12 protein-coding genes are annotated in these 12166 nt (G+C 56.2%); 2 read left to right on the top strand and 10 right to left on the bottom strand.

Translation table 11 applies throughout. The features are described from left to right. Positions 1–109: 109 nt before the first annotated feature. The 10 genes from JNK54_10275 to JNK54_10230 all read right to left on the bottom strand — a co-directional run bounded on the left by JNK54_10275 (position 110) and on the right by JNK54_10230 (position 11446). Positions 110–979 (bottom strand): nucleotidyl transferase AbiEii/AbiGii toxin family protein, encoded by an 870-nt coding sequence (locus tag JNK54_10275; protein MBL8024645.1) that lies wholly within the window; start codon positions 977–979, stop codon positions 110–112. Beyond that, the gene (locus tag JNK54_10270) at positions 976–1773 is read right to left on the bottom strand and encodes a type IV toxin-antitoxin system AbiEi family antitoxin domain-containing protein (protein MBL8024644.1); all 798 of its coding nucleotides are present in this window, start codon (positions 1771–1773) and stop codon (positions 976–978) included. Before JNK54_10270 ends, JNK54_10275 begins: the two co-directional genes overlap by 4 nt. A 209-nt stretch (positions 1774–1982) precedes the next feature. Continuing rightward, complete coding sequence (locus JNK54_10265; GenBank protein MBL8024643.1) at positions 1983–2453, bottom strand: glycosyl-4,4'-diaponeurosporenoate acyltransferase; 471 nt, start codon at positions 2451–2453, stop codon at positions 1983–1985. Next, positions 2450–3562: a glycosyltransferase gene (locus JNK54_10260; GenBank protein MBL8024642.1), complete on the bottom strand. Its 1113-nt coding sequence runs from the start codon at positions 3560–3562 to the stop codon at positions 2450–2452. Before JNK54_10260 ends, JNK54_10265 begins: the two co-directional genes overlap by 4 nt. Then, a complete protein-coding gene (locus tag JNK54_10255) occupies positions 3562–4023 on the bottom strand; it encodes a DUF2141 domain-containing protein (GenBank protein ID MBL8024641.1) in 462 nt (153 codons plus the stop codon). The genes JNK54_10260 and JNK54_10255 overlap by 1 nt, the downstream gene beginning before the upstream one ends. After that, entirely contained in the window at positions 4004–5515 is a 1512-nt protein-coding gene (gene crtI, locus JNK54_10250) for a phytoene desaturase (GenBank protein MBL8024640.1), read from the bottom strand. The genes JNK54_10255 and crtI (JNK54_10250) overlap by 20 nt, the downstream gene beginning before the upstream one ends. Continuing rightward, a complete protein-coding gene (locus JNK54_10245; GenBank protein MBL8024639.1) occupies positions 5505–6992 on the bottom strand; it encodes an aldehyde dehydrogenase family protein in 1488 nt (495 codons plus the stop codon). The genes crtI (JNK54_10250) and JNK54_10245 overlap by 11 nt, the downstream gene beginning before the upstream one ends. Before the next feature lie 26 nt (positions 6993–7018). Then, complete coding sequence (gene crtI, locus JNK54_10240; protein ID MBL8024638.1) at positions 7019–8527, bottom strand: phytoene desaturase; 1509 nt, start codon at positions 8525–8527, stop codon at positions 7019–7021. Positions 8528–8620: 93 nt separating this feature from the next. Continuing rightward, positions 8621–10204 (bottom strand): hypothetical protein, encoded by a 1584-nt coding sequence (locus JNK54_10235; GenBank protein MBL8024637.1) that lies wholly within the window; start codon positions 10202–10204, stop codon positions 8621–8623. After that, positions 10205–11446 carry an aminoacetone oxidase family FAD-binding enzyme gene (locus JNK54_10230; protein MBL8024636.1) on the bottom strand — a complete coding sequence of 414 codons (1242 nt, stop codon included), beginning with the start codon at positions 11444–11446 and terminating at the stop codon, positions 10205–10207. Positions 11447–11560: 114 nt separating this feature from the next. Between JNK54_10230 and JNK54_10225 the strand changes: the two genes are divergently transcribed. Continuing rightward, positions 11561–11761 (top strand): prepilin-type N-terminal cleavage/methylation domain-containing protein, encoded by a 201-nt coding sequence (locus tag JNK54_10225; protein MBL8024635.1) that lies wholly within the window; start codon positions 11561–11563, stop codon positions 11759–11761. Between the two features lie 21 nt (positions 11762–11782). Further along, positions 11783–12166 carry a transposase gene (locus tag JNK54_10220; GenBank protein MBL8024634.1) on the top strand — a complete coding sequence of 128 codons (384 nt, stop codon included), beginning with the start codon at positions 11783–11785 and terminating at the stop codon, positions 12164–12166.

Genomic DNA, 12166 nt, shown 5'->3' with positions numbered 1-12166 from the left:
GGCGTCGCCGCCACATTACCCCTCGCCAGCTCCAAAGGGTTGTGCGTTTGCAACAATGCCAACAGCTGGGTCATCGTAAACATCTGCGGTAACTGCGCCTGGTGAGGAGCTAGCGAATCATCGATTTGGCAAAGAAATGGGCAATCCCTTGGAATGCCTCTTCGAGGTTCCCTGTCAGGCCGCACTCCCTCGCCAAAACGGTGTAGGGCCCCTTCCACGCCGGAGGCGGCGCAACCAGAACGGAAGGAATGGGGTGGGTTTTTCGTCGAGCAAACACGGCCCGAACCGCTTTGGCGATTTTATCACGTATCATGTTTTCGGCCCGTAGAAGGAGAACCATATCCACTAAATCCCGCACCCGCGTGTTGGCTTTCTTCCTCGGTAACGTGTAAGCGTGTATTTTCTCCGCAAACTGTTGCTCCTTTGATAGGGTTGGAAACCGTCGCCCTTCAATCCCCGCGAAGGCCAACCAGTCCCGGCCTTCCGTGAATTCCAGCGGCTCCAGAACCACGTCGCCGACGCCAACATCCAGGTGGAAATTAATGAAACCTCTTCCTTCCATTCGCGCTTCAACGGGATACCGCGCGCCGCCATAGGGGGCCGCGTCCATGTCTCGCGTGGGCTCGCCCACCAGGAAGGTAAAAAAGTCACCCAGATCGTTCCGGGCGGACTCTCTCAAAGCCTCCAATATCGTCAGATTTTGGGAAAGTCCTTTTTGCTTGGACAGCGTTTCCCGGAGGGCCAAGTCAATGTCTCGAGTCGCCCGGGCTTCCTTAATCCGAAGTTCCATGGCGTATCCACCCTTCAAGATCCAGGGCGGACGATTGGAATGAAACAACCGGGCCAGGAAGCGGTCAAACGCGACCTCCTTCCGCAGGCGTTGCAAGTCCACCTTTTCGTTCAGAGCTAAAATTCTGAGCCTGTCCTCCAACGCCCGGCGAAAAGCGGCGGCGGTCGTGTAAGTTCGAATTTCTTTCACCGGCCGATCTCTTTAAGGATTGCGCACATTTTTTTACGGACAGCCGTGGAAAGACGGGGAGACTTTTCAATTTCGCTCCGGCTAAGGAGACCCCGTTTAAGGGACTCCTTCATGGCTTGTACAAGGAAGTCACGCGATACGGAATCTTTCCGAATCAGATCGGCTACGGTGCGCAGAGGTCGTGTCACCCGGAATCCTCTCCGGGAATCGACCTCGTCCTTATGGAGTTTGGACCGATGGAGTGCCAAAACGTCGGGGATTTTTCCGCCACGGTGGAAACCGGGCGGGACGGTCATGTGGAGCTTCGCCGGCATGAGGTCGGAAAGCTCATAAAGGCTTAGGGCGGTTTGGTGGGAGTAAACGCCCTGGGGTTCATCCCGCTTTCGATCCCTTGACCACAGAGCCCACAGGACAAGGTCCGGCCTGTCCGCTTCGGCGTATTGGGCCAGCCGATAGATTCCCCGATACTCCCGAACCCAGTTTCCGACTTTGACGTGGTAGGAGTGGGTACTGTAAGCAAACCCCGCACCTTGGGCTTGCTTCGAAGTGAAGTGGCCCTGCTGAAGGTCGGCGATGGCAAAAAGGCGATTTCCGGCTTCTTTCATAATCTCCCAATCCTTCAAGAATACTGAAGTATTATGTACAAAAATGACGGAATATTCAAACCCGTGACCACCGAAGGACCAGATATTTCTCGAGGCGGCGGTGGGAGGGAAAGCCCAGTATTTGGTGTCAGGGGGATTCCAATCGTGGCCCCTGCCGTAATCCTCCGCCTGAGTGAGAGAGGGACGCATTTAGTTAATTAGGTATTCCCCAAGCGCGCACCGCTTCACCACATTCGCGCGGCGATCTCATAAGTGGGGATTTCGGTCCAGCCCATAGCTCCATAGAATAGCCATTCCCTTTCCACTGGGGAGAGGGAATACGAGTCCGTGTGAATGCCTACGAGACCGGGGGTCCCTTCAAAACACATTTTCATTTTCTCAAACAGCCCAACCAAACTTTATTTAACCAACCGCCCTATGCGGTTTCGGTTGTAGCGCTGAATAAGAATGCACGGAAGGTTTGCCACCACCGCATAAAAAACCATGAATCCCCCCACCCACGCCGGGTTCCAAAGAAAAAAGAGTGGGGCAAAACCCATCGTCACCCAATGGGCAACTTCCCCCCGGCAGGTTTCCTGCGAGAAAGCAAATAAATAGTCGGGGGAACGATCGGCCAACGAGCGTTTGGCAAACCCCGAAGGGAACCAAGGAGCTGCATCGGGAACGAGAGACTTCCAACTTTTGACACGGAACACCCGCTCGTAGATCACAAAAGTCTCCCCAAAAAACGGGCGAAAGGGGAACCGACGGGGGTCGAAACGCGCTCGAGGGACCTGGGTGATAAGGTAAGAAACCCCCATATGGATGGCCCCCCAAGCCACGATATCCAACAGCACAGTCCACAACGTGGGAAGGGCGAGGATCCTCATGAAGACGTCTTTCGTCCTTTCCAAGAAACTTGGCGGCCAAAAACTTTCAACGCGGTGGAATACACAATGATCCCAACAAAAAACGCCATTCCAACGGGATAGAACAAAGCCGTGAAGAAACCGAATCGGCCCGCTCGGCGCAGCATCCAATGGATCTGCACCACGTACAGCCCGTAAAAGACAACAAGCACAGGCATAAGGGACGACGGCCCAACCACACCCACCGAAAGGAGGTGGCGGGCGGTGCCCAGGGCCCCGGTGAACCAGGCGATGACGGCCGGCAAAAGCCAGGAGGTGCCCGCCGCGCCACCGGCAAAGGCCTTGCTCCACCCTTTCACAAGGTCTCCCCATCCGTTCGGGTACATGCGATACCGAAGCACGCCTTCGCCGGAAGCGATGCCCAGGGGAACCCCTTCCCGCAAAAGGATTTCAGATAAAAAAAAATGTTCCAGGATTTTGTCTTTCACCGCGGAATGACCACCCACCCGGTCGTAGTCCGATCGCCGGATCAGCAGGCAGGGGCCGAAGAGCCGCTTCATACTGACAGACGGAAAAATCGTAAAAGCCCCCGAGGAAATCATTTGGACCAAATTGAAAAAGGCGGAGAGGGACTCATAGGGTTTTTGGACATCATGGTAAGGCGGGAGGGAGAGCGCTCCGTCGGCACTTTCCCCGCGGGAAAGGAGTTTGGCCAATCCCTCCTTTTCCAACCGGGTGTCGGCGTCCAAAAAGAGAAGAAATTCCCCCTGGGCGTCCCGCGCCCCCTCGGCGCAGGCCCACGTTTTCCCCTGCCACCCCGCAGGAGCCTCCCGGCAAGCAACAACCCGAGCCCCTCCTGAACGAGCCCTATCCGCCGTCCGGTCCGAGGAGTGGTCGTCGGCCACGATCACCTCTCCCGGAAGAATGGTCCCTTTCCGGAGCGAATCCAAGAGGGGGACGATGTTCTCTTCCTCATCGCGCGCGGGGATGATAACAGAAAGGCGGCGTCCCTCCACTCCCGGACGGGCGACCGGAAGTTTCCGAACACGACAAAAAACCAACCAACCCACGAACCACAATAACCCGTGCAACACCATGGAGAGGGAAATCTCCGCACCAAAGAAATTCATCAAGGGCTCGCCTTTCTCCTCGGGTCCCTCAACTCCACCCGAACCTCGGCGCCGTCCAGGTTAAATGGAAAAGCCGCTTTTTCATAGCGAGGTTTTCCAGCGGAGACAGGCGCCGTTCCGCTCACGCCCAAAGGCTCCAGGGGAATTCCAATAAAGTTTTTATCCAGAGTGCCATTACCGTTCATGTCTTGGTAAGTGCTCACCGCCACCGGCCCGAAAGGAACCCCGTCAAAAACCACCGTGCTTGACGACGCGACAGGAACCACGGACGCGCAGTGAAAAGCCCGCCGGGGATCGCCCGGGAAACCCTCGGGAGAGGTAAAAAGGCACACCCGCAGGGTAGCGGAAGAATCCGCGACAGAATCCACCGTCACATTCAACCGGCCACTCTCCGCCCCCCATGCCGCCGGCGTCACCAACAAGGCGACGCAAAAGAAACCGTTAAAACGACAACCGGCCATTGGTAATATCCTGAAGGATTTTGTCCCGGGCCAATTGCCCCGACAAGGTCACCATGGGCATGCCTCCACCGGGATTGACGCTGCCTCCAACGAAATAAAGGTTCTCGTATTTCGCGCTCCGCTGCGGCGCCTTGAACCCCAAATTTTTCCATCGGTCCGATACGACGCCATAGATGGACCCCTGGTTCGATCCGTAAAGCGTCTCAATGTCGTGAGGCGTCCACATTTCCTCAACCACGATGTGTTTGCGAAGGTCTTTCAACCCCAGCCGTTCCAGTTTCACCAAAACCCTCTCCCGCAGGGCGTGATAGTCCGCCATGGGAATGGGGTCTTTCTCTTTCAAGTGGGGAATATGGGGGAGGACTTTAATGATCTCGCATCCCTCCGGGGCCAGGGAAGGGTCGGTCTTACACGGAGCCACAACGTAGAGCGTAGGGTCCTCGGACAATACGCGTTTTTCAAAAACGCACTCAAAGTGTCGGCGGGCATCGGCGGAGTGATAAATATTGTGATGGGCCATTTGAGGATAATGACGGTTCACCCCCAAATGAAGGACGAGCCCGGAGCAAGAGGGCTCGTATTTATTGTAACGGGCAAGAAAAGACGGCGACTCCCGGGTGAGTTTCTTATAAGCGGGGATCACTTCCATGTTGGACACAACGATGTCCGCCGGCACTTCCCGCCCTTCCTGAAGAACCACGCCCGTCACCCGCGCGTCTTGGGTTGCCAGGCCCGTCACCTCCGCTCCGTAGTGGATCCGGCCGCCCAGTTCCGTCAGGAGCCGCTCCATCCCCTTGGCCAAAGCATGCATCCCCCCGCGCACATACCAAAGCCCGTAACCGAATTGCACGTAAGGCAGGAGGTTAAGCAAGGCCGGCGCTTTGTAGGGGGAGGAGCCCACGTATTTGATGAAGTAATTCAACGTATCCACCAGATGAGGCTCCTGGACGAACCGCCGAACGCCCGCGTCCAAGGAGCGCAGGGGATCGAAGCGTGCGAGACTTTTCAAGGGACCGTAATGGCGGACCAATTCCCCAAAACTATCCAAGCCCTTGGCGAAGTAGCCCTCTTCGGTGATCTTGCAAAGGTCCCGGGAATACTCCAGAAAACGAAAGAAGCCCCGGGACTGGTCTGACGGAAACTTGGACAACTCTATTTCCTGTTCCCGCATATCGGAACAAAGATCGAAAACAAACCCGTCCTCAAAAAAGTTTCGCCAATGGGTTTTGATTTCCTGGAAAGAAACGTAGTCCCCCATGGATTTACCGGCCTTGGTGAACAGGGCTTCAAACAGATGCGGGAGGGTGAGGATAGAAGGCCCCAGATCGAACCGAAATCCACTTTTCTCCAGCACGTTCAGTTTGCCGCCCGGCTTATCGTTTTTCTCGAACAAATCGATGGAAAACCCTTCCGTGGCCAACGAGATCGCCGCCGAGAGCCCCCCCAACCCGCCGCCCACGACAACCACTTTCTGCGTTCTCTTATTTTTCATTTTTCGTCCTCCGAAGTTCTTGACGATAAGCGCGCCCCAGCTTCACCACGTCCACCAACCGCCGGCCCCAGGACTTGGTGGAAAAAATAAGCGCGAACATCATTTTTAAATCCCTCAAGAGTTTCCGTCCGTAAGGAAACCAGTTGGGTTCACGGGGCCAGCGGCCTGTGTTCACCATGAGGGAGAGGGGCCTGCAAAAACTTCTCAACCCTTCCGGCCCGTGGGAAAGACCGAGACCGCTGGCCTTCACCCCGCCAAAGGGCATGTGCGGGTTGCCGATGTTTTTCATGACGTCGTTGACCGCCACGTTCCCGCATTCCAAGCGCGAAGCCACCCGACGGCCCTTGGCCAAATCCATGGTCCACACGCTGGCGTTCAACCCGTAGGAGGTTCCGTTGGCCAAACCGACGACCTCGTCCTCGCTTTGAAAAGGTGCCAACAGGAGGACGGGGCCAAAGGCCTCCTCTTCCCAAAGCCTCATGCGGGAATCCACCCCCGTCAAAATAACAGGCGCGGCGCGGCGGCCTTGGATGGTCACGGGCGTCAGTGCCCGGGCCCCCTTGTCCAAAGCGTCCTGAACCAAGTGACGGAATCGGTCGGCATGTCCCTCGTTAATCAGGGGCCCCACGTCCGATTCCACATCAGAGCCCAAGCGAAGGGCCGCCGTCCGGCGAACCAAGGCGGCGGCAAAACGGTCGAACAGGGACCGATGGGCGAAAACCCTTTCCACGGACACGCAGACTTGTCCCGCGTTCACGAAGGCTCCATAAACAGCGGCTTCCACGGCCCGATCGAAGGGAGCGTCCGGGAAAACGATCATGGGGTCCTTGCCACCCAATTCTAAAACCAAGGGAATCAGCCGGTCCGCCGCCATTTTCATGACGCGCCGGCCCGTCGCCTGGCTCCCGGTCAAGAAGACCATGTCTGGACCGGCTTGGACCAAAGCTTCCCCCATGTCAGGCCCCCCCGTGACCACCTGCACAACGTTTTTTGGAAAACCAGCTTTATTGAAAAGATTTTGCAAAAGAGGCCCCATCCCCGGCATCCGCTCCGACACTTTTAAGAGGACCCCATTCCCCGCCACGAGGGCCGAAAGGGTGGGGACCAGGGCCAGTTGAAAAGGAAAATTCCAAGGCGCCAACACAAGGACGACGCCCCGCGGGTGGTATTCCAGGGTAAACCGAGAACGTGGATAAAAAAAGGTCGATCGTCGACGCTCCGAACGCAGAATCTCCCCGGCGCGACGCTCCAAGTAAGTGGCTATTTCCAGGGTCGGCAGGACGTCGTTTAGAATCGTTTCAACGGAAGGCTTCCCAGCGTCAACCTTGAGAGTCTCCGTGATCAAATCCAATTCATCCACCACGCGACCCCGAAACGCCCGGAGAAAACCCGTTCGTTTCGACAGGGGAGTGTCGCGCCAAAGGACAGAAGCCGCCCGGGCGGCCGACAGCATCTCTTCAGCCGTCCCATTTTCCATCAACGCTCCGGAAGCGACCAGAGGCCTCAACGTCCCGGTGAGACGGGAACCGGCACGTTGAATTTACGGGAGATCAGGTCAGAGGAAATCCGCGCGGACTCATAGATAACGGGGAGACCACTGCCCGGATGGGTGCCGCCGCCCACCAGGTAACAGTTGCGAAACTCCTCGAATTCGTTGTGGGGACGGAGGTAAAGCATTTGCGAAAACCGGTGGGCCAGATTAAAGGTGGCCCCCAGGTAAACTTGCCCCTGGTTTTCCCAATCGGCGGGCGTGACGATGCGTTCTTCTTCGATTTGGGAGGAAAGCCCCTTGAGCGGCGTCCGTTCCTCAATCAACCGGAGGACCTTCTCCCGAAAAGGCCCTTTCTCCCGCTCCCAATTCAAACCGGACTTTTGATTGGGAACCGGCACCAAAACATAGAGGGCCGACTTTCCCTCCGGGGCGAGGGTGGGATCGGTGACGGAAGCGTTTTGAATGTAGAAAGAGAAATCGTCCCTGGAAAGAACTTTTTCTTTAAACACCTCCCGAACGTTCCGCTTGTAATCCCGCGCGAACACGATCGTGTGGTGGTTCATCGGGACCTTTTGGTTGACCCCCAGGTACATCATAAAGGTAGAACAAGAGAAATCCCGCTTTTTCAATCGTTCAGGGGTGTATTTGCCTTGCCGCTCCGGGGGAACCAGGCGGGTCATGGCGTGACCGAAATCCGCGTTCAAAACAACCGCGTCCGCCATTTCCTTTTGCCCATTTTCTAGCTCCACGCCCACCACCGCATCGCCATCGAACAACAGGGTCTTGACCGGTGTGTTCAAGTGCACATGCCCCCCCGCCTCTTCCACCACCCGGGCCATGGCCTCGGATATTTTATGAAGACCTCCCCGGACGTGATAAATCCCGAAGGCGTGTTCCACGTAAGGAAGCATCGAGAAAAGAGCCGGGCATTCCCAAGCCGACATCCCCAGATATTTCGACTGAAAGGTAAAGGAGAGCACAAGCTTTTCGTCGTTGAAATAGCGGGAAAGGTTCTGAAAAACGCTCTTCCCTAAACCCAGGTGAGGGACCGCCTTGGCCAGGGTGAGCGAGAGAAAGGAGGACAGGGAGGAATAATCCCTCGTCAAGCAGGGCATGAGGGCCTCGAACCGGGCCTTTTCCTCCACATGGAACCGATCGTATCCGGCCCCGTTGCCAGGGAAATGCCGTTCGATTTCTTTCCGCATCCGGTCCCGATCGCCCGTCATTTCGATTTCGCGGTCATCGAAAATAAGGCGATAGAGAGGGTCCAAGGGCATGAGGGAAAGGTAATCTTCCACGCGCCGCCCCGCCGCCTGAAAAACCTCTTTCAAGACAAAATCCATCATCAAGAAGGTGGGCCCCACATCAAAGGTGTAGGGCCCGACCTTAAGCCCCGAGCTCCGTCCCCCGACCGTTGATTTCGACTCAAAGATCGACACATCAAAACCCCGACTCGCCAACAACATCCCTGCCGTCAACCCGCCCGGCCCCGCCCCCACAATAATGATTCGTTTTTTCATTTTAGGCTCCGGTCGACTGTCGTTAAAAGGATTATCCCATTAATAGCAGGACAATAGAACCGCCCGCGCCCATGACCAGGGAAACAACCCGACCTACATGACCCCAGCGTTCGACACGATCATTTCCGCCACCCGCAACCCATCCACAGCCGACGACATAATTCCCCCAGCGTAACCAGCCCCTTCCCCAGCCGGGTACAGCCCACGCAGGTTGCTTTGAAACGAATCGTCCCGCCGTATTTTCACAGGCGAAGAACTGCGGGTTTCAACACCCGTTAAGAGCGCGTCAGGATGGGCAAACCCCCTAATCCGCCGATCAAACATTTTCAATGACTCAGACAACCCCTTGCAAACATAGTCCGGCAAACAATCCCAAAGATTCGCCGGTGTCACACCGGGCTTATAGGATGGCGATACCGAGCCCCAACGGGTGGATGGGCGCCGGGCCAGAAAATCTTCCACCCGTTGAACAGGCGCCTGATACCCGCCACCACCGACCCCGAAAGCTTTCTGTTCCCATTTCCGTTGGAAAGTCACCCCCGCCAAAGGGTCGTTGCCGAAATCCGCGGGAGAGACGCCCACCATCAGGGCACTGTTGCTGTTGGGACGGTTCCGGGCAAACGTGCTCATGCCGTTGGTAACCACGCCCCCTTCTTCCGAAGCCACCGGCACCACCACCCCACCAGGACACATACAAAAGGTGTAGGCACTATACCCGCCAGTACCGTGGTGAGCCATTTTGTAATCGGCGGCGCCCAACTGGGGGTGCCCCGCAAACCCCCCATAAAGACTCCGGTCCAAGAGTGTCCGAGTGTGTTCAATGCGAACCCCAATGGAAAAGGATTTTGCTTCCACGCCCACCCCGTTGCGAACCAACATCTCAAAGGTATCCCGCGCGGCGTTCCCAATGGCCAACACAACGGCCACACATTCGATCACTTCCCCCCCGTTCACCTGAACCCCCACCACCCGCCCCTCTTTGACCACCAAATTCGTCACCTTGGTTCCGAAACGAAATTCGCCCCCCTGCGAGATAATATCGTGCCGGATCTTTTTCACAGTATTCCGGAGATGATCGGTCCCCACATGGGGTTTTGCTTTGTAGAGTATTTCGGAAGGAGCCCCAGCGGCCACCAACTTCTCCAACACCCAACGACAACGGGGATCATTCACGGACGAGTTCAATTTCCCATCGGAAAAAGTACCAGCCCCCCCTTCCCCGAATTGCATGTTCGACTCGGTCTTTAATTTACCCTCCAACAAAAACTGTTGAACATCCTTTACCCGCTCGTCGACCGGTTGCCCCCGCTCCAGGAGCAAGGGCCGAGCTCCTGCCCGCGCCAACGCAAGACCAGCGAAGAGACCAGCGGGCCCGGTACCGATAATCAGGGGCCGGGGTTGTATTGAGTTGGAAACCCGGGGAACCGAATAGGGGACATCGGAAACCAGGGATACATGGGGAATTTTTTGAGCGAGGATAACCTCTTCGTTGGAAACATGAACATCGATGCTGTAAACCAAAATGACTTGTCGAAGGTGTCGCGCATCCACCCCCTGACGGTGAATCCGAAAGGAAAGGAAGGTGCGGGGATCTACGTTCAAAACTTTCCCCACCGTTTTTTTGAGGTCTTCCTCCGTGTGCCCAACAGGGAGCCTCAGCTCCTGAAGGCGAATCACCTAAGGGGTGGCGGCATGAAGGCCCGCCACATACCCCGAAGACCAAGCCCATTGCAAGTTGAACCCACCGCAATCGCCGTCCACATCGACCACCTCGCCCGCCAGAAAGAGCCCAGGGACAATTTTGGATCTCAGTGTCCCCGGATCTATTTCCGTTGAATCCACACCACCCGCCGTGGCGTGGGCCCGATCCCACGCTTGCGTCCCCGTGATGAGGAACGACCAACGGTTTAACAACCCCGCCAAATTCTCCACATTTTGAGCCGGGGCCTGGCGACAGGCAACATGCCTATTTTTAAATCCTGCCATTTGAATGAGAACGGGAATGATCTTGTTGTGAACAATCCCCACCAGGGCGCGTTCCAAGGTTTCATCGTGACGGGATGAAATTCGGTTTTGCACGTCCGCCAAAATGTCCTGGGGAGCGCGGTTCGGAAGAAGTCGCAGTTCCAAGTGGGCGGGGCGCTTGTCTCGAAGACATTCCCCCGCCGCGCGGCTCAGGTCCATGATAGGAATCCCCGACGCCCCATAGCTCGTCAGTTGAATTTCACCAACCTCTTCCCGCATGACTTGACCATGGGATACAACCGCGGCCCCCCCATTAAAACGAACGCCGTCCACTTCTTTAAGGAAAGACCCCTGCAAATTAAGTTGCACCAAAACAGGGAAGGGGGGGATTACCCGATGGCCCAAGGCGGCCAGGAGATCGAACCCAGAGCCATCGGACCCCAATTGGGGATACGCCTTCCCCCCAGCGGCCACAATCACTCGGTCCGCCAAAAACGATCGACCGTCCTTGGTTTCCGCTTTAAACGTTTTCTCATCCGAAGAAAGACGGCGGACTTCCGCCCCACAGTGAACCTGCACATTTCGCCGTTCCATTTCAAACCGCAGAACGCTCAACACAGCCGAAGCCTGCCCACAAGACGGATAAACCCGCCCCCCCTCTTCTTCCACGCAAACCAATCCCAAGGATTTAAAGAATTCCATGGTTAAGGGAGGAGGAAACGACCGAAGCACCCGATCCGTAAACGAAAACGGAGCCCCATGATAGAAAGCAGACTCCAGCCGCGTGTTGGTAATGTTGCACCGACCGTTCCCGGTCAGAAGAATTTTCTTCCCCGGCTGACCCAGCCGCTCCAACACAACCACCCGCCCCCCCCGCTCCGCCGCAACGAGAGCCGCCATCATCCCCGCCGCCCCCCCACCCACCACCAAAACTGTCAAACCCTGTAAAGTCATACCCCCATTCTATTAAGTTTAACAGTGACGATCCCGCCGTTTTCCCATTGACAAGGCGGGGGGGGGGGGACCTAAGCTTAAGAGGGGAAACTCAAAATGGAGGGTGGAAGAGCCATGGCCTGCTTCACGAAGTCAAAAGGATTCACCCTAATCGAACTGATGCTTGTATCGGTGATCATTGGCCTATTGAGCGCCATTGCCATACCGAAAATGGCGGATTTAATCTGGAAAGCAAAAGAAGCGTCCGTTAAGGGAAAACTTGGTTCTCTTCGGAGCGCACTTGTTTGTAATCGGTTGAATTTTCGAACCAGTTAGAGCCTCCGGAAGGAGGAAGAAATGCTGGAAGAACTATTGAACGGAGCGAAACGAAATAGCCGAGGACGGCGCCTTTTGACAAGCGAGCAAAAAGCGGTTATTGTTCAGGAATGGGAGAAATCGGGATTGAAATCGTCCGAATTCTCCCGCCGCTACGGGATCCTGGCTGGGCAACTCCATCGGTGGCGGAATAATGCGATGAGAGGGGCGACCATGGGAATTAAAACCGAAGGGGATCTCTACACACGGGTGGAATTGGACAGCCTGCGCAAAGAGAATGAGGAATTGAAAAAAGCACTGGGCGAGGCGAGCCTGGACATCAAGATCCTAAAAAAAAAGTTAGAGACGGATGCGCAAAAGCGGTTCATGGAGAGGTCCAAAAATGGGCCATCGATTTTGGGGTGA

The organism is Elusimicrobiota bacterium (genome assembly GCA_016788905.1).
Lineage (GTDB): Bacteria > Elusimicrobiota > Elusimicrobia > FEN-1173 > FEN-1173 > JADKHR01.
The sequence above is the reverse complement of the archived record's forward strand: the minus strand, read 5'-3'. Positions and strand labels throughout refer to the sequence as shown.